This window comes from Pseudomonas fluorescens, assembly GCF_000968015.1.
GTDB classification, from domain to species: Bacteria; Pseudomonadota; Gammaproteobacteria; order Pseudomonadales; family Pseudomonadaceae; genus Aquipseudomonas; species Aquipseudomonas fluorescens_W.
The window spans coordinates 62,352-80,586 of record NZ_LACH01000055.1 but is presented as its reverse complement, the minus strand read 5'-3'; the positions used below and the strand labels follow the sequence as shown (position 1 = coordinate 80,586).

The following is an 18,235-nucleotide window of genomic DNA, read 5'->3' as shown; positions in this document are numbered from 1 at the left end:
TGCCAGCGCGTGGCGCGGCGAGCATACCATCGGGCCTGGGCTTTTTGCGTCCCCTCCCACAGTGGATCTGAAAAACCAATGGAACCCCGCGCCTCATCGCGTTTTCGAAACTCTATCAGCGCTGATCTTTGATCAAACAAGGACATGAACAGCACATCGCTGAGTATTCCGAACAATGCTCAGGTCACTACGTATTACTACGGCGCTGAGCATTTGAGTCAGGCGAAAATTGATTGCGAGTCGGGTGGAGGACACTGGAAAGCGCAGTAGCCCCCCAGCAGCGTTGGTTAACCCTTAACAGCCGCTTCAATCGCAGCGATGTCGATCTTTCCCATCTCCATCATGGCGTCGAAGGCGCGCTTGGCCGCTGCTTGATCAGGATGGGTGATCGCGGCGCTCAGAACGCGTGGTGTGATCTGCCATGACACTCCCCACTTGTCCTGGCACCAGCCGCATACATTTTCGTGGCCGCCATTTCCGATAATCGCGTTCCACAAGCGGTCCGTTTCGGCCTGGTCGTCGGTCGCAACCTGGAACGAAAAAGCCTCGTTGTGCTTGACCCCCGAGCCCCCGTTCAGTCCGAGGCAAGGGATGCCCATCACCGTGAACTCGACCGTCAGGACATCGCCCTGCTTGCCTGCTGGATAGTCACCGGGCGCGCGAAGGACAGCTCCCACCTCGCTGTCCGGGAACGTCTTGGCGTAGAACGTCGCAGCGTCCAGCGCGGTGCCGTCGTACCACAGACAAATCGTGTTTTTGCTGATCATCTTGGTTCTCCAGAATTGGAATGGGTACGTGCATTCTGGTACGGATACACCTTTCGTGCACCTTGAAGGTAGAAAACCCCAAGCGATCACCTAAGCTTTAAGGGGAGATTTTGCGCTGCTGCAAATTGATAGCACCACGCTATGGAACACGCTCCACTAATGCGAGTTCCACTGACTGAAATCCAAGTCATTTGGACTCCAGCCGATGCCAAGAAGCTAGCCATCCATCCGAAAAGGAGCCAATCATGTTCAAGCCCGGTCACCTGAACCGTACTAATGCTCCTGGCACGCCCGGAGTCCCGGAATACAACATTGATGTCTTCTATGAAGTCCGCCGTGACCCCAAGGAAGGCATGCTGATGCACTTCAAGATGGACGGAGCGGTATCAGGTAAAAGCTTCACTGAAGAATTCGATATGCACCGCGACACGGCCTTCAACTTTGCCAGCCACGTGGCAAAGGCTGCGGCCAGGCATGGCGTGCCCACCACTGCCAGTCTCATCATGCGCGGGCACAAGGAATACGACGCGATGTTCGAGGATATTCGCGACAAACTCGGCGTCAAACCGGGCGATCCAGTCGATCTGGATAACGTTGAGAAGGACCGTCGCTGAGTGACACCCATGCCACTCAGCGCGCCCCGTCCTGCCTACCCGCACCCTCCACCGGATGGATCACGAGGTAGCTCTCGACGGCATCGTCGATGGTTGGAAAGAACGCCGATTCGCCAAGCCGTGCGAACAGCCCGAATCGCTTCAGCTTGTCCTTGACCGGGTCCTTCATCTCGGCCACACACAACTTGATGCCCGCCGCATGCAAGGTGTCGTCCAGTTCAGCCAACACGTCGGCAGAGGTCACGTCCACACTGGTGACGGGTTCGGCCGCAACGATCAACCAGCGCACGGGCGTTGGCGATGTTGCCACTGCGTCGAGCACTCGCTCATTGAACAGTTCGGCGTTGGCGAAAAACAACGGCGCATCCCAGCGAAACAGCACCAGGCCGGGGATAAGGCTCGCGTCGGGATAACGCTGGATGTCGTGGTAGCCCTTGACCCCCTTGGCTTGTCCCAGCACCGCGGAATACGGCCGCCAGCCATCCCACAGAAATTCGATGACGGCGATCACGATGGCCAGCCCGATGCCCTCGATCGCACCGAACACGGCTACGCCGACGGTACAGACGATCGACAGCCAGAACTCCCAGCGCTGGATGCGATAAATGCGTCGCAGGTCGGCGACTTCAATCAGGCCGATGGCCGCCGCGATCACGACCGCTGCCAGTGCGCTGCTGGGCAAGCTCTGCAACAGGTTCGGCGCAACCATCAGCAACAAGGCAACGGCCAACGCGCCGACAACCCCGGTCAACTGGGTTTTGGAACCTGCGGCTTCGGCCACGGGGGTACGTGACGAACTGCTGCTGATCGGAAAGCCCTGGAAAAATCCCGCCGCCAGATTGGCAAGACCGAGCCCCGCCATCTCCTGGTTAGGATCGACATAGGTGCGGGTCCGTGCCGCATAGACACGCGAGAGCACGCTGGTGTCGGCGAACGACACCAGGGCCACGGCGAAACCGCCGATGAGCACGGGCACAATATCGGCGCGGGTGATCCAGGGGATGGCGAACGCAGGTAAACCTTGTGGAAGAACACCGAGGACCGACACCCCCGCACGCTCGGCAAGGTCCAGCACAGCCACGGCAACGGTCGCACCTGCCACGGCGATCAAGATGCCCGGCACGCGCTTGAAGCGCTTGAGCAGCAGGATCACGACCAAGGTGGCTGCGCCGATCATGAACGCGGCCCAGTTGGTCTTTCCTTCCATCACCCCGGTGACGATGGCCCATATGTTTCTCAGCGGGCCGTGGGACTCAATCGAAAAACCGAAAAACTTGGGTAATTGGCTGATCAATACGGTCAACGCGATGCCGTTCATGTACCCGTAGCGGATCGGTTTGGACAGCAACTCCGTAATGAAACCCAAACGCATGATGCCCGCCAGGATGCACACGGCGCCTGAAACGATCGCCATCATGCTCGCCAGGGCGATGGCGCGCTGCGGGTCACCGCCCGACAGGGGCAGGACGACCGCCAGGATAACGGCGGCCAGTGAGGAATCCGGGCCCAGCACCAGAATCCGGCTAGGCCCGAACAGTGCGTAAGCGATTAGCGGAACGATGGTCGCGTAGAGGCCATAGATGCCGGGTACGCCCGATGCCACGGCGTAGGCAATGCCGACGGGCACCAACATCGTGGTGAGCACCAGCCCGGCCATGATGTCGTGACGCAACCAGGCAATCTGGTACCCGCGCAGCGTGCGAAGCCCAGGCAGCCAGCGGCTCCAGCCGGTTTCGTCGCCGGTATTGCGGCGTGCAATCCGGCCCGGTTCCGGGACGGGAGTCGAAGAGTCCGAATCGCTCATAGAACTGTGGCCTATAGGTAGACAGCGCAGATTCGCTTACACGTGCCCATCAGAATTTTTCGGGAACCCGCCGGTGCGGGTAACCCGGGTCGCGATAGCCGGCTGGCTTCTGCCGTTTGGGCAATACCACCTCCTCGCGCGCTACTTCCTTGTACGGGATACGGCTGAGCAAATCGGTGATGATGTTAAGGCGCGCCCGCCGCTTGTCGTTGGAGTTGGCCACCAGCCATGGGGCATGATCGGTGTCGGTTGCCTTGAACATGTCGTCACGCGCGCGTGAATAGTCATACCAGCGGCTGTATGACTTGAGATCCATGGGGGTCAGTTTCCAGATTTTGCGCCCATCCTTGATGCGCTCTTGAAGCCGGCGGGTCTGCTCCTCTTCGCTGACTTCCAGCCAATACTTGAGCAGGATCACGCCCGAGGCGACGATTGCACGCTCCACCGGAGGCGTTGTCTTCAGGAAACTGGCAACCTGCTCTTTGGTGCAGAACCCCATCACACGCTCGACGCCCGCCCGGTTGTACCAACTGCGATCGAAGATCACCACTTCGCCCGCCGCGGGCAGGTACGGCAGGTAACGTTGGATATACATCTGGCTTTTCTCTCGATCACTCGGCGCCGTCAGCGCCACCACCCGAAACACACGTGGGCTGACGCGTTCGGTAATCGCCTTGATCGTTCCGCCCTTGCCAGCACCATCGCGCCCCTCAAAGACGATACAGATCTTGATGCCCTTGGCTTTTACCCACTCCTGCAACTTGACCAGTTCGACGTGCAGGGTGCGCAGTTGCTCAAGGTAATCCTTGCTCTTCAGTTTCGGGCTTTCAGCAGATTGACTCTTAGGGGCTTTTTTCTTGTCCTTTGCCATGATCGAGACCTCACCAATAAACAGCGTAGGGTTGCAATCTGCTCATCCACCGAGCGCGATGATCGCAGTGATCAGTACAGCGCCGGTAACTGCAGTCGCTAGACCGCCTTGCCACGGTTTTGCGCCGGCGTACTTGGAGAGCATCCAACCGGCGATGAACAGCACCCCGAGACCGACCAGGTTAGACAGGCGCACGGCGAGCGCTGTCTGGTCGAGCAACAGAAACGGCACGACAAGCGGGAATGTCGATAACACCACCAATAGGAAAACGCCGACAGCGCCCCTGAAATCATCCCAACCGAGGCGCGGCTGTAACGGCATGGATGAATAGTCGACCAGGCGGCGACGCAACGATTCCAGCTCTTCAGGGCCGGCCGCTACTGCGAGACGCGGGGGTAATGCCTCAGCAATGAGCGCTTGCCCGGCGGCTGCATCCGTCGCATCGCGCAGGTTGGTGCGAAGCGTACGGTTGCGCGTGCGCTCAATCAGGGCTCGCATCAAATACATCACGGCGTCCGCGAGTCCCCAGGCGAGGTTGCAACCCAGCGCGGCGATCATCATCGTGCGCTCGGCCTCCTGGCCAGAGGTGGCCACACTGATCGTCCCGGTGAAGGTCATTGCCATCAGCAGGCCGAAGATGATCTCCGTGACACGATCGACCGGATCAAGTACACGGGCCCGCTTTTGCTCTCCAGTGTTTTGCATGCGCTCATCCTCGCCACGGCGGCTGCGTCAGCGTGGTCCTGGCTTTCAGCTGTGCCAGCATGGCCAAGACATTGCATCCGCAAGCACATCGAACAGCTTAGTTCAGACTTGAGCTGTCACCACGCAATGCATCGACAACGACTAAACTTTTGCGATTGAACCTTGTTTCCCAAGGAGGTCCCTGTGAGCGCCGCTCCCCTGTCTGAACTCGATGCCGCCCTGCCCGGTCTGGCCCGCAAGATCCGCGTGCTGGAGGCCCTGGCCTGGCCGGATGGGGTCGAGGAAGTATTCCTGGCACGTTGGCGCGCCGGGCAGGCAGAACTGCCCAGGGTCGAGCTGCGCCCGCGCGACCACAGCGCCGACATCGTCGCCCTAGAAGCCTTTATCGGCCGCTGCGATGAGGGCCATCCGGCCGGGCGCCACCTCGCCATGACGGCGCGCAGCTATGCCACGGCGGGGCACATGCTCGGTGCCATCGGCACACCCGCCTTTACTCAGTATTCGTCAGCGCTGTACCGACGCCCGGACTTCTACTATTCACGCCTGAAACTGAGCATGCTGGACGCTGCCCAATTCTTCCTCAAGACCACCGATGCCCTTCTGGGCGGCGCGCGGATTCCACCGAGCCCGGCCGAAATCCCGGCCGATGTTTTCGCCGCCTGGATGCAGCCGGAACTCGACCGCTTCTTCGGAGCGGGCCGGATCACCATCGTGCTCGATCCGACCCTGGCCGCCAAGGCCATCGCCGGGGCGAGTCGTATCCGCCTGCGTGCCAGCGCCCTGTTCTCGGAACTGGACAAGAACCAGCTGTTGCAACATGAGGCCTTCGTGCATGTCGCCACGGCACAAAACGGCGCGCTGCAACCCAACCTCAAAAGCCTGGGCCTGGGGGCGCCACGCACGACCCAGACTCAGGAGGGCATTGCCACCCTGGCCGAGCTGTTCACCGGCAGCATGGACATCAACCGCCTGCGCCGCCTCGCCCTGCGCGTGCTTGCGGTCCAGCAGGCGCTGGATGGTGCCGATTTCATTCAGGTATTCGAAGGTTTTCTCGCCGCTGGTCAGTCGCAAGAGGAGTCCTTCCGCTCGACCCAGCGGGTGTTCCGCGGCGCCGACCTGCGCGGCGGTTCGGCGTTCACCAAGGATGCCGCCTACCTGACCGGTTTGCTCGGCGTGCACACCCTGTTGCGCATCGCGATCCGCGACAACCGGCCGGAACTGGTGGGCCATCTGTTCGCCGGGCGCCTCAGTCTGGGGGATACCGTGCGCCTGGCGCCGCTTTTCGAGTCCGGTTGGCTCCAGGGACCGGTCCATGTCCCGGCGTGGGCCTCCGATCTGCGTCTGCTAGCCGCCAACCTGGCGTTCTCCGCTTTTATTTCCCGAATCAAGCTGGATGTACTCGATCTTGAGGTGCTCATGGCCTTCGCCGACGAGCATGAAGCCGATGCCAGCGCCTAGTGTTTAAAGGGAAAACCGCCGAACCAAGCGCTCTGCATCAGTTATTTATACTCAAATGCCAGCTTAATAATATTTTACCGATACCAGGGTGATCCCTAGTCTTGACCCCAAGAAATGGCAGGCCGTTACCGACCTAAATCCAACTTCGAAGGGTATAGAGATGACCACTGAAAAAATAAAAACAGATACGCTGATTGTTGGCGCCGGTCAGGCTGGCGTGGCCATGAGTGAACACCTGAGCAAACTCGGCGTGCCGCACCTGGTGCTGGAGCGCAACCGTATCGCCGAGCGCTGGCGCACCGGGCGCTGGGATTCGTTGGTGGCCAACGGTCCGGCCTGGCACGACCGTTTTCCCGGCCTCGATTTCGACGACCTCAGCCCCGACGACTTTGCCCCGAAAGAGCGGGTCGCCGACTACTTCGAAGCCTACGCCAAGAAATTCAACGCGCCGATCCGCACCGGCGTGGACGTGCTGAAGGTTGAGCGCAATGTCGGTCGCCCGGGCTTCACCATTGAAACCTCCGAAGGCGTGATCGAGGCCAACCGCGTGGTGGCTGCCACCGGGCCTTTCCAGCGTCCGGTTATCCCGCCGATTGCACCGAAAGATCAGCCATTCCTGCAGATCCACTCCGCCGACTATCGCAACCCGGCGCAACTGCCCGAGGGTGCAGTGCTGGTCGTCGGCGCCGGTTCGTCGGGCGTGCAAATCGCTGATGAACTGCAGCGGGCCGGCAAGAAGGTTTACCTCTCGGTCGGCGCACATGACCGCCCTCCTCGCGCTTATCGCAACCGTGATTTCTGCTGGTGGCTGGGCGTGCTGGGTGAATGGGATCAGGCGGCTATGAAACCCGGCCGGGAACACGTGACCATCGCGGTGAGCGGTGCGCATGGCGGCCGCACGGTGGACTTTCGTGGGCTGGCTCATCGCGGCATGACGCTGGTCGGTCTGACCCAATCGTTCAACGGTGGCGTAGCGACTTTTCAACCGAACCTTGCCGAGAACCTGGCGCGCGGCGATGAGAACTATCTGGCGTTGCTCAATGCGGCTGACGCCTACATCGAGCGCAACGGTCTGGACCTGCCGGAAGAACCTGAAGCGCGCATTACCTTTTCCGATCCGGAATGCGTGACTAACCCGATTCTTGAACTTGACCTGGCCAAGGCCGGCGTGACCTCGATCATCTGGGCCACCGGTTTTGCCACGGATTACAGCTGGCTCAAGGTTAATGCCTTCGACGACAACGGCAAACCGGCGCATCAGCGCGGCGTGTCGAGCGAGCCGGGCGTGTATTTCCTCGGCCTGCCGTGGCAGTCCCGTCGCGGGTCTTCGTTCATCTGGGGCGTTTGGCATGACGCCAAGTACGTGGCTGATCACATCGCCATCCAGCGTTCATACCTCGACTACCACGATGCCGCGCAACGTGAGGCAGAAGCCGCCCCGGTCGCCCACAAAACAACGGTCAGTGCTTAATTTTCTTTTTCAGGAGCGTCAAATGTCCACGCCAACCCATACCCGCATTCGCATGTTCAACACCAAGGAAACCTACCCGAACCAGAGCCTGGACAATGACCTGTGCCAGGCAGTCCGGGCCGGCAACACCGTTTATGTTCGCGGCCAGGTCGGCACCGATTTCGAAGGCAACCTGGTGGGACTCGGCGACCCGCGAGCGCAAACCGAGCAAGCCATGCGCAACGTCAAACAGCTGCTGGAAGAAGCCGGCAGCGACCTTAGCCACATCGTGAAAACCACCACCTACCTGATCGACCCGCGGTATCGCGAGCCGGTGTATCAGGAAGTGGGCAAGTGGCTTAAAGGCGTGTTTCCGATTTCGACCGGGTTGGTGGTGTCGGCGTTGGGGCAGCCGCAATGGTTGATGGAGATTGATGTGATTGCGGTGATTCCTGAGTAAGCACGTTTACCGAGTCGCGGCCATCGCAGGCAAGCCAGCTCCCACAGGTTAGTCGTCGTACACAAATTTTGTGGCCACCGAAGATCCTCTGTAGGAGTGAGCCTGCTCGCGATGGCGTCCGCACAGACACCTCATTCGCCAAGGCAATACAAGGAGCAAAACCATGACCTTCTCCATCGCCGCCCGTTGCCCCGAAACCGGTCAGTTCGGCATTGCGATCAGTTCCTCCAGCATCGCCGTCGGCGCCCGTTGCCCTTGGCTGCTGCCGGGTGTCGGCGCCGTCTCCACGCAAAACATCACCCTGCCCTCCCTCGGCCCGGAAGCCCTCGCCCTCATGGAGCAAGGCCTATCCCCCGCCGAGGCACTGGACAAAGTCCTGACCCGCAACGGCTACAGCCAATATCGCCAAATCACCGCGATTGACCATCTCGGCCGCACCGCGCACTTCAGCGGCGCGCAAACCTTGGGCAACCACAATGCAGTGTCCGGCGACCAATGCGTCGCTGCCGGCAACATGCTGGCGGATCGATCAGTGATCGAGGCCATGGTCGAGGCGTTCGAACATGGCGAAGGCCAACTGACCGACCGCCTGCTCGCGGCCATGAAAGCGGCCATCGCAGCGGGCGGCGAAGCCGGGCCGGTGCATTCGGCGGCGGTGGTGGTGGTCGGCGAGTTGACCTGGCCGATCATCAACCTGCGGGTGGATTGGGCGGATCACGATCCAATCGGCCAGCTTGAGAAATTGTGGGACGCCTATCGTCCACAAGTTCAGGACTACATCGACCGCGCCCTCGCCCCTGACAAATCCCCCGGCTACGGTGTCGCCGGAGACGACCGATGAGCAACAGCCTCGATTTGCTGAAAACGTTGGTGGCGTTCGACACCACGAGCCGCGAATCGAACCTGCACCTCATCGAGTTCGTCCGCGACTACCTCGAACGCTTCGACGTGCCTTGCGAGCTGGTCTACAACGAGCCGCGCAGCAAGGCCAATCTGTTCGCGACCATTGGCCCGGTGGACCGGCCGGGCATCGTGCTGTCGGGGCACACCGACGTGGTGCCCGTCGACGGCCAGCCGTGGACCGTTGCGCCGTTCGAACTCACCGAGCGCGACGGCAAGCTGTACGGTCGCGGCACGGCGGACATGAAAGGCTACATCGCCTGCGTGCTCGCCCTGGTCCCGTCGCTGGTGAAAGCCACACTGCGGCTGCCGGTGCACATCGCACTTTCCTATGATGAGGAAGTCGGTTGCCTCGGTGTGCGTTCGTTGCTGTCGGAATTGGAAAAGCGCCCGGTCAAACCGATGCTCTGCATCATTGGCGAACCGACCGAGCTGAAACCGGTGCTGGGCCATAAAGGCAAACAGGCGATGCGTTGCGACATCCACGGTGAAGCGTGCCATTCGGCGTACGCCCCGCTTGGGGTCAATGCCATCGAGTACGCCGCTGAACTGATCGGTGAACTGGGGCGGATTGGTAACCGGCTCAAGGCGCCCGAGCATCACGACACGCGTTTCGATCCACCGTTCAGCACGGTGCAAACCGGCGTGATTTCTGGCGGCAAAGCCTTGAACATCGTCCCCGCCGATTGCCGCTTCGACTTCGAAATCCGCGCCCTGCCCTCGCATGATCCGAGTGAGGTTGCGCAGGAGCTGAAGGCCTATGCCGAGCAGCAGGTGTTGCCGCGCATGCGTGCTGTGAGTGAACAAAGTGAGATTCGCTTCAGCGAGTTGTCGGCGTACCCCGGATTGGCGACCGATGCGCACAGCGAAGCGGCTGAGTTGATTGCTGCGTTTTCCGGCTCCCGAGAGTTCGGCACCGTAGCCTTCGGAACCGAGGGCGGCCTATTCGACGCCGCAGGCATTCCCACCGTCGTCTGCGGCCCCGGCAGCATGGATCAGGGCCATAAACCCGACGAATTCGTCAGCCTCGAACAACTCACCGCCTGCGACGCCATGCTCCATCGAATGCTGCAATCGATCAGCGATTAACAAAGATTTTGAACACCCCAAAATCCCCTGTGGGAGCGAGCTTGCTCGCGATAGCGATCTGTCAGCCAAATCAATTTTGACTGCCAGGCCCTCATCGCGAGCAAGCTCGCTCCCACAGGTTTTGTGGCTGCCCATAGGCATACTTTTTTTAACGTCTATGCCAACAAACTTACTAATTTATCTCTCACTCCCCACCGCACATCATCAACTCCAACAAGAAAAGCGTCGCCCCCGTGCAGCGCTCACCGAAGTACGTCCACGTACTCAAATTGCCTTGGAGTCCGTCATGGTTACCGCAGCAACAACCTCCGCCCCGCTCATCGAAAAACACACCATCGGCTACGTGCCCCCCGAAGATCGTCACGGAAAGACAAGGGACCTGTTCACCCTCTGGTTCGGCGGCAACATCGCACCGTTGCCTATCGTCACCGGCGCCCTCGGCGTGCAAATGTTTCACCTGAACCTGGTGTGGGGCATCGTCGCCATCCTCGTCGGCCACCTGGTCGGCGGCGTGCTGATGGCGCTGCACTCCGCGCAAGGCCCGCAGATGGGCATTCCGCAAATGATCCAGAGCCGCGCCCAGTTCGGCTCACTCGGCGCGCTGCTGGTGGTGCTGATCGCCGGCATCATGTACATCGGCTTCTTCGCCTCCAACATCGTCCTCGCCGGCAAGTCCCTGCACGGCGTGGTCGACAGCGTGCCTGTGCCGGTGGGCATCGTCATCGGCGCCCTCGGTTCGGGCATCATCGGCATCATCGGCTACCGCTTCATCCACGTGCTCAACCGCATCGGCACCTGGGTGCTCGGCGCCGGCATCGTGCTGGGCTTCGGCTACATCTTCACCCACGTGCAAACCGCCGATTTCCTCACCCGCGGCAGCTTCAACATCTCCGGCTGGCTCGCCACCGTATCGCTCGCCGCGCTCTGGCAAATCGCCTTCGCCCCCTACGTCTCCGATTACTCGCGCTACCTGCCGGCCAACGTGCCCGTGGCCGCAACGTTCTGGACCACTTACCTGGGCACCGTGCTCGGCTCCAGCCTCTCGTTCATCTTCGGCGCCGTCGCCGTTCTCGCCACACCCGTCGGCATGGACACCATGGACGCCGTCAAACTCGCCACCGGCTCCATCGGCCCGTTGATGCTCGTGCTGTTTTTGCTCAGCGTCATCAGCCACAACGCCCTCAACTTGTACGGCGCCGTACTGTCGCTGATCACCCTGGTCCAAACCTTCGCCTACCGCTGGATCCCGACCGCCAAAAGCCGCGCCGTCCTCTCCATCATCGTCCTCGCCGCCTGCTGCTTCGCCGCCGTCGGCGCCTCCGCCAACTTCATCGGCCACTTCGTCGACATGGTGCTGGTGCTGCTCGTGGTGCTGGTGCCGTGGACCGCGATCAACCTGATCGACTTCTACGCCATTCACAAAGGTCAGTACGACATCGGCTCGATCTTCAAGGTCGATGGCGGGATCTATGGCCGGTACAACCCGCAGGCGTTGTTGGCGTATGCGATCGGGATCGTGGTGCAGATTCCGTTTATGAACACGCCGCTGTATGTCGGGCCGATTTCGGAACACATCAATGGGGCAGACCTGTCCTGGCTGGTCGGCCTGCTGATCACGTCGCCGCTCTACTACTGGCTAGCCAACCGCGACACCGCCTACAAACGTCGCCTCTCAACCGGAAAACTCGCCAACTCGATCTAACTAAACCCCCAATCCCCTGTGGGAGCGAGCTTGCTCGCGATGAGGCCCTGACAGTCAATATTGATTTGCCTGACAGACCACCATCGCGAGCAACCCTGCCTACATCTCCCCCGCAACCCTCCAAAATTAAATGAACCCTGCCCAGCACGACTCACCTAACTGAATGACTATCAGGAGGGTGACCAATGCAAACCGAAACCATCTGGATCGTACTCGCCGCAATTCTCGTAGTGATCGAGTTATGGGCCATCAACAAAGTGCGAAAAGCCGAAGGCAAATCCAGCAACAAACTCGTATGGATGGTGGTGATCGTGTTTGTACCGCTGTTCGGGCTGATAGCGTGGGCACTGGCGGGACCGAAACACACCGATCACGACCCGCATTCACCGCAGGCTAGACAATGACGGCGGAGGCTGCGCGGTAAGAATTTGGGAACTGCGCAAACTAAACAACAAAGCCCCGAAGATTCGGGGCTTTTTTGTTTCTGACTTTCCGTTAGAACTGGAGAAGACCTCGCTCGATTAATCTTCAGCTCCGAAAGTCTCGTAGGAAACCACCTTCTGTGGCGAGGGAGCTTGCTCCCGCTGGGCGGCGAAGCCGCCCCAAACCCTACCGAACTTTTAAACATCACCCAAACCCTGTAGCAGCTGGCGAAGCCTGCGTTCGGCTGCGCAGCAGCCGTAAATCCAGCAAACAAGATTGATCTGACACCAAACAACTTCTGAATCCACAACTGCCAAACAGCCAATTGCAGCCTCCACTATCAACGGCAAAACCCGATCTGTCGTCCTACACCCCCGTTTGCAGACGCCAAAATCGCCGCTTATAGTTCACCCCGTCGCTGACAGAAGTTAGCGGCAGGGATTCGCAGCCCTAAAAAGAAGACACCAAATACCGTCAGTCACAACACAGCCGATTTCCGACTGTGAACTGGTTATGACGGATGTGATTCATCTTTCTAGGACTAAAACCATGACAACCCAAAACCCACCCCGCCGCTTCACCCCCATGTCCCAATTCGCCACCGACTACCCCGTCCTGCTCATCGACAGCGACGCCCCACTCCGCGAACTCCATAACTGCGTCAGCGAACGCCTCAGCGCCGTCCTCAAGTACCTCAACCTCATGGCCTGCACCAGCCTCCCCGACTACGCCGAGAACGACATCAACACCGTCACCAACATCGCCCGGATCATGGTCCAGGATGTGAGCGATGTGTTTCGGGTGATTGAGCAGCGTGGGTTTGATGCGCCAAAGGGTCAGTGACCAAATTCGAGTCGAAAAAAACCCGCATCACTGCGGGTTTTCTATTATTTGCACAACTGCATACCTTATCAGGCACACACCGCTAATCGACCCTCTCTCAATTCCAAACGCCTATCACTGATCAATTGCTCGATTCTTTCTTCCAATAGCGCTGTCACCTTGGCAGTGGCACGACCAAAGCCCAGCAATCTCAAAGCTCCAGAGATCGCATCGTCATAACTCATGGAAAATCCCGAGATGATGATTTCTATCAAGGCCTGGTCGAGCTCTTCAGGTGCGACCCACTCCAACTTGCGCTCGGTGGACTCCCAATGTGCTCGGCTGCGGATGACAACGGGGCGACCTTCGGTCAAGTGAAGAAACTCGCCACGACGCAAGAAGTGCCTCTGTTTAACGCCCATACCAATCGCATGCTCTACAGCGGCGGTGATTCTTGAACCTTGCCGCGTCACCCCGAATGCATCCATGAGACGTCGAGTAACCTCGACCGAATGCACTGGAGATTCAATATCAACAACTGTTCGTATCAGTTGCAGCAGGTGTTCAGGTTGATGTTGATACAGTTCCACTTGGTTGGTTACTGCAGCGAGCCGCGCTTTCTCATAACGCGGACTGGCAGCCGGCTCGACTTCGTCAACACTTTCATCGCGGAGGATTTCATGCAGGGGCTCGATCAAAGTCTCTGCAACCGGGACGTTACGACGGTTGGCTATGCGTTCGCGCGCAGCCTCGATCGCTGCCACTGTGCGGCTAATTTCTTGCTTGGGATTGCGGAACCAATCGGTACTCCAGATACGATGGAAGTTCCAGCCCAGGCCCTCAAGCACACCTTGGCGCAACCGATCGCGATCACGCGCAGAGCGCGAGCTGTGATAGGCGGCGCCATCGCATTCAACGGCCAGCACGTAACGGCCTGGGAATTCGGGGTCTCTCACTGCGAGGTCAATGAAGTAACCAGCGGTGCCGACTTGCGGCTCTACCTGGTAGTCAAGATCACGCAATGCCCGGATAACCTCGTCCTCAAAGGGCGAGTCCGTAGCTTTGCCGGTTTCCTTGGCCACTTCAAGTTCACCCGTTTCCGCGTACTTGAGGAAATTTTTCAAAGCCCGTACGCCGTGCTTGGCAGTGGCATCGATGTCCAGCTCATCGCCACGGAAGTTACAAAACACCCGCATCGCCAATTTTGCCCGCGTGATCAGAACGTTAAGCCGACGATGCCCACCATCTTTATTGAGCGGACCAAATTCACGGGCGATACGACCGGATTCATTTCGGCCATAACCAATGCTGATGAAGATCACGTCGCGCTCATCACCTTGAATGTTTTCAAGGTTTTTTACGAAGAACGGTTCGCTCCCCTGTGCAGTGAAAAACACTTCGGCCTGAGGTGTCTTACGCCGCAACAACTCGACTTCAACATTAATCAAATCCCGCTGAGGGACACTAAATGCGGCAACCCCCAAGGAAAGTTCCGGTGTCTCCAGCGCATGCTTCATCACCGCATGGGCGACTGCTTTGGCTTCTTCTTTGTTGGTTCGAGTGCGGCCACGGTCATACAGTGCGTGGGGCAGATAATCGAAGCTCACACCCTTTGCATGGAGATGCTGGCCAGCAGAGGGAAATACCACCAGCTTGCTGTCGTAGAACTCGACGTTGGAAACAGCGATAAGTGATTCGTGCCGGCTGCGATAGTGCCAGCGCAGGTAGCGTTCCTGGCTACCTGCTGCCTTGAACAGGCTGAGGATACTTTCGATGTCTGCGGTGGCGTCGTTCTCGTCATCAGGTGCGATGTCGCGGCTAAACAAATCGCTAGGTGGCATCTGCCGTGTGTCTCCTACAACCACCACTTGCTTGCCGCGCAATATCGCGCCAAACGCATCGACGGCCTTGACTTGAGAGGCTTCGTCGAACACCACTACGTCGAATGCCAGTTTGCCTGGAGGCAAAAAGTTGGCGATCGACATAGGGCTCATCATGAATACCGGCTTGATTTGCTGAATCGCCCGACCAGCCTTGTCGATCAGCTGGCGTATCGGAATGTGCCGACGTTTCTTATTCAGCTCTGCACGCAGCGTTGCCATTTCTCCCGGTTGGTTCACATTGGGCATGTGCTCCCATACCTGACGCGCCAAATATGTTTGAGCATGGTTCAACGAAGCAGCATCAAGTGCTTTGAACCTGGCAATCTGATGTTCGTGCTTGATGCGGTCAAATTGCTGTAGTGCTGGTTTTTCGGCGTAGGCCTTTTGCACAAGCCCCGAATACCAGGAAAAGTCGAGGATGGCGGGTATCTGATCGGGCGTGTCACTGCGCAGCGCGATGTTCAACAACTCGTCCAGTTGGGCCTGATGCATTTCGCCCGACAGCACATTGAGCCGAGCCATTTGGTAAAGCGCGCTCAGGCTGGCCTGCCACAGCTGCAAGCGTGTGCCTAAGGCAGACAGATCCAAGTTGCGCAGCGTTTGGGCGTTGTCATCGTGCATGCCGATGACTTCCAGCCCAGCCAGCAATGCCTGATCAAGGCCAGCGAGATGTTCCTCAATGTCACTGACAGTTTCCCCAAGCCCACTAGCGTCCGTGTGCCCGGCGAGAAACGCAATGATTCCTTGTGGTACATGGCCATTACCGAGGTCTTCGTAGAGCTGGACAACCCAGGCACTAACGCGCTCTAGTACCGCCCAGTCGGACTGCTGACGCTGCCATTGAGCGCCGAATAGCGCACTACCCAGCCCCTCGTGCTGGTTATAAACCTTCTGGCTTTGTTGATAGGTCAGAACCGAATCGACCAAACTAAGTTGTTCGGCATTGCTGCCAGGCAGCGCACCCTGTGCAAGCCCTTGCAAACGAGCTTTGGCCGCACGATAGCGCCCCGAAAATACCTTCCACCATTTGTCACCGTAGGCCAGCAGGTTCTGCCGAACGTCCAACAGATCCTGCTCCCACGCGGCCTCGATCAACTGAGCGCCATGGTTGGCTTTGCACATGCTCATGCGCTGGCCAGCATCAAGCAATTCACGAATGGCATCGCGGCGCAGCTGCCAGTCTCCCGTACTCAGCTCTACACCTTGCAAACGAGGCGCCTCGGCCGCCCGCCTTGCGGCGCGGCAGATGACAGCAACGTCCGCGAGAGTGGCGGGCTGAGTCAGCATCAGTCGAATCGACAGCGCCTTGGCGGCAGCGTCCAAAGCGGCTAAGTGCGCACTTGCTTGTTGTAACGCATCGTTCGCATTGTTCTGTTCAATGGGAGAGAAAAAAGTTCGTTTGCTTCCCCAGAACGGATTTTGGTCCGGGCGGCCCATTTCCTTGAGATGAAGTGTTAATTCTTCGACCAGTTCGCGGCGTTTCAGCTGATCAGCCTGAGTCCATGACGCCATTGGCGCGAAAGCAATCGTAGGCAACACACCGTAGCTGCACTTGAGTTTGAGGTACCGCCCCAGCACCTCAACAAAGTCCATGCCGCTGGCACCCACAGGCGCACTCACTGCGGAGCAATAACGGTTCAAGTTGCCTTGCAGTTCCGCCAGGTTGGCCAGATCATCCTCGCCCACCTTGGTCAGTGGCCGGCCTTGTTCAAGCGTACGTCCGAGTTCTTTGAGCACCGACGTTTTAGTCGACTTATGGCTGTGCAACTCAAGCACTGCATCGCCCAAGTGACATTGATCGAGTCGACGTTTAACCACTTCAAGGGCGGCCATTTTTTCGGCCACGAACAACACAGTTTTTTTCTGGGCAATCAGTTCCGCGATGATGTTGGTGATGGTCTGCGACTTACCGGTTCCCGGGGGCCCCTGGATAACCAGATTGGCGCCCTCTCGCACTTCAAGAATCGCTTCAGTCTGGCTGCTGTCTGCGTCTTTAACGAATCGCACTTCCCCAGGCTGGAGCACCGAGTCGATGTTCACATCCTCGGCATAGGCTGGCCGCTGGTCGCCGAAGCCAGGTCCCAGAAGCCGATTGATTACCGGGTGGGCGTCGGGCTGCTGGTCTTGCGGCCAACTTTTCGGGTCCAGATCCTTGAACATCAGGAACTTTCCGAAGGAAAAGAACCCGAGGGCAGCCTCGTTGGTTGAAACCTTCCAGCGGGGTTGCTTGCTTATCAGGTCCGTAACTTCGGCATAAAAGCTGTCTAGACTACCCTCCGTAGCATCGAAGCGATCCTCACTGAATTCACAGGCCGCAAGGTCGAGACCAAAATCGGTCTTGAGCTTGGCGATCAGAGACAGGTTAGGCATCAACTCGTCGCCGGAATACTTCAGCTTGAAGGCGTCCTTTGCGCCGCTGCGTTCAAGGGTCACCGGCAATAACATCAAGGGAGCCTTGCGAAGGGTCTCTGAGCTGTCCGCTTCGTACCAATGAAGAAAGCCCAGCGCCAGAAACAGGGTGTTTACGCCTTGTTCCTCGATAAACGCTCGCGCCTCGCTATGAATCCTCAACAGCTGCAGGAAAAGGCGTTCCTCATCCAGTGCTATCTGCAGGCGCGTATCCGTATGCCGACGCGCTCGCCCAGACTCGTCCAGCTCATCGTCGACAAACCCCGATTCGCCCAAGCCGTCAAGTTCATGCAACAGCAACTCATCAGTCGCAGCGTCCTGAGCGTCTTCCCCCTCGATCTGAGCGGTTTTCGCCAACGCCGCCAACTTCTGGCGTGCCATTGGCGAAAAGCTCATGGCCTTCTCCTGCCGATAAAGCAGGTGGAACACTGACTCTGAAAGCTCATCCACCACAGTCAACGTCTTGGCTGACGCGCGGAAGTTCAGCATGGTGTTGCGAAGGCCGATATCGAGCAGTTCCTTGCGGCTACCCTGCAGCTTTTGACTAATCCCTGAACTCATGAGGTCTCTCTTGAAACGTGATCGGGGCTGAAAACGATGGGAAATGGGTTTCCGTGGGTTCACGAAAAAAGATTGATCATGAACGACGATCATCACCGTCACAACGAACTAATGTGCCAATGCAGCTATTTTTCGATAAGCCCACAAATGCTGAAGGAAAAAATGCCCTCCTATTACGTGAAACGAAACCTCGCCGTGCCCCACCCGCAAGCATAAACGGCACCTCCTCCGACTCGTCCCGCGTTTACTCTCATGCAGCAACCACAGCCCACGACGTCAAGATTGGGCTGTGGTTGCTCGGAAAGCATATTGATTTT

The 18,235-nt window shown here is 58.7% G+C and carries 14 protein-coding genes; 9 read left to right on the top strand and 5 right to left on the bottom strand.

Annotation, left to right across the window (positions count from 1 at the left end; genetic code table 11):
* Positions 1-287 precede the first annotated feature (287 nt).
* On the bottom strand, positions 288-767 hold the full coding sequence (locus VD17_RS23675) for a VOC family protein (protein WP_046055923.1): 480 nt from the start codon (positions 765-767) through the stop codon (positions 288-290).
* A 245-nt stretch (positions 768-1,012) separates the two neighbouring features.
* Between VD17_RS23675 and VD17_RS23670 the strand changes: the two genes are divergently transcribed.
* Positions 1,013-1,381: a DUF5064 family protein gene (locus tag VD17_RS23670; protein ID WP_046055922.1), complete on the top strand. Its 369-nt coding sequence runs from the start codon at positions 1,013-1,015 to the stop codon at positions 1,379-1,381.
* Between the two features lie 16 nt (positions 1,382-1,397).
* On the opposite strand, the gene VD17_RS23665 is transcribed toward VD17_RS23670, so the two are convergent.
* The 3 genes from VD17_RS23665 to VD17_RS23655 are packed head-to-tail and all read right to left on the bottom strand — an operon-like array spanning position 1,398 to position 4,761.
* Entirely contained in the window at positions 1,398-3,185 is a 1,788-nt protein-coding gene (locus tag VD17_RS23665) for a SulP family inorganic anion transporter (RefSeq protein WP_046055921.1), read from the bottom strand.
* 49 nt (positions 3,186-3,234) lie between these two features.
* Positions 3,235-4,056 (bottom strand): polyphosphate kinase 2, encoded by an 822-nt coding sequence (gene ppk2 / locus VD17_RS23660; protein WP_046055920.1) that lies wholly within the window; start codon positions 4,054-4,056, stop codon positions 3,235-3,237.
* Between the two features lie 42 nt (positions 4,057-4,098).
* Positions 4,099-4,761: a hypothetical protein gene (locus VD17_RS23655; RefSeq protein ID WP_046055919.1), complete on the bottom strand. Its 663-nt coding sequence runs from the start codon at positions 4,759-4,761 to the stop codon at positions 4,099-4,101.
* Between the two features lie 183 nt (positions 4,762-4,944).
* Between VD17_RS23655 and VD17_RS23650 the strand changes: the two genes are divergently transcribed.
* The 8 genes from VD17_RS23650 to VD17_RS23610 all read left to right on the top strand — a co-directional run bounded on the left by VD17_RS23650 (position 4,945) and on the right by VD17_RS23610 (position 13,086).
* A complete protein-coding gene (locus VD17_RS23650) occupies positions 4,945-6,219 on the top strand; it encodes a flavohemoglobin expression-modulating QEGLA motif protein (protein WP_046055918.1) in 1,275 nt (424 codons plus the stop codon).
* 160 nt (positions 6,220-6,379) lie between these two features.
* Positions 6,380-7,690 (top strand): flavin-containing monooxygenase, encoded by a 1,311-nt coding sequence (locus VD17_RS23645; RefSeq protein ID WP_046055917.1) that lies wholly within the window; start codon positions 6,380-6,382, stop codon positions 7,688-7,690.
* Positions 7,691-7,712: 22 nt separating this feature from the next.
* A complete protein-coding gene (locus VD17_RS23640; RefSeq protein ID WP_008027166.1) occupies positions 7,713-8,129 on the top strand; it encodes a RidA family protein in 417 nt (138 codons plus the stop codon).
* Positions 8,130-8,292: 163 nt separating this feature from the next.
* Positions 8,293-8,970: a DUF1028 domain-containing protein gene (locus VD17_RS23635; RefSeq protein WP_046055916.1), complete on the top strand. Its 678-nt coding sequence runs from the start codon at positions 8,293-8,295 to the stop codon at positions 8,968-8,970.
* Complete coding sequence (gene argE, locus VD17_RS23630) at positions 8,967-10,118, top strand: acetylornithine deacetylase (RefSeq protein WP_046055915.1); 1,152 nt, start codon at positions 8,967-8,969, stop codon at positions 10,116-10,118. Before VD17_RS23635 ends, argE begins: the two co-directional genes overlap by 4 nt.
* 286 nt (positions 10,119-10,404) lie before the next feature.
* A complete protein-coding gene (locus VD17_RS23625; protein WP_046055914.1) occupies positions 10,405-11,820 on the top strand; it encodes a purine-cytosine permease family protein in 1,416 nt (471 codons plus the stop codon).
* 185 nt (positions 11,821-12,005) lie between these two features.
* Complete coding sequence (locus tag VD17_RS23615) at positions 12,006-12,224, top strand: PLD nuclease N-terminal domain-containing protein (RefSeq protein ID WP_046055912.1); 219 nt, start codon at positions 12,006-12,008, stop codon at positions 12,222-12,224.
* A 568-nt stretch (positions 12,225-12,792) separates the two neighbouring features.
* Entirely contained in the window at positions 12,793-13,086 is a 294-nt protein-coding gene (locus VD17_RS23610; protein WP_046055911.1) for a hypothetical protein, read from the top strand.
* A 68-nt stretch (positions 13,087-13,154) separates the two neighbouring features.
* On the opposite strand, the gene VD17_RS23605 is transcribed toward VD17_RS23610, so the two are convergent.
* Positions 13,155-17,918, bottom strand: a complete 4,764-nt coding sequence (locus tag VD17_RS23605) for a DUF3320 domain-containing protein (protein WP_046055910.1) — start codon at positions 17,916-17,918, stop codon at positions 13,155-13,157.
* Between the last annotated feature and the right edge of the window lie 317 nt (positions 17,919-18,235).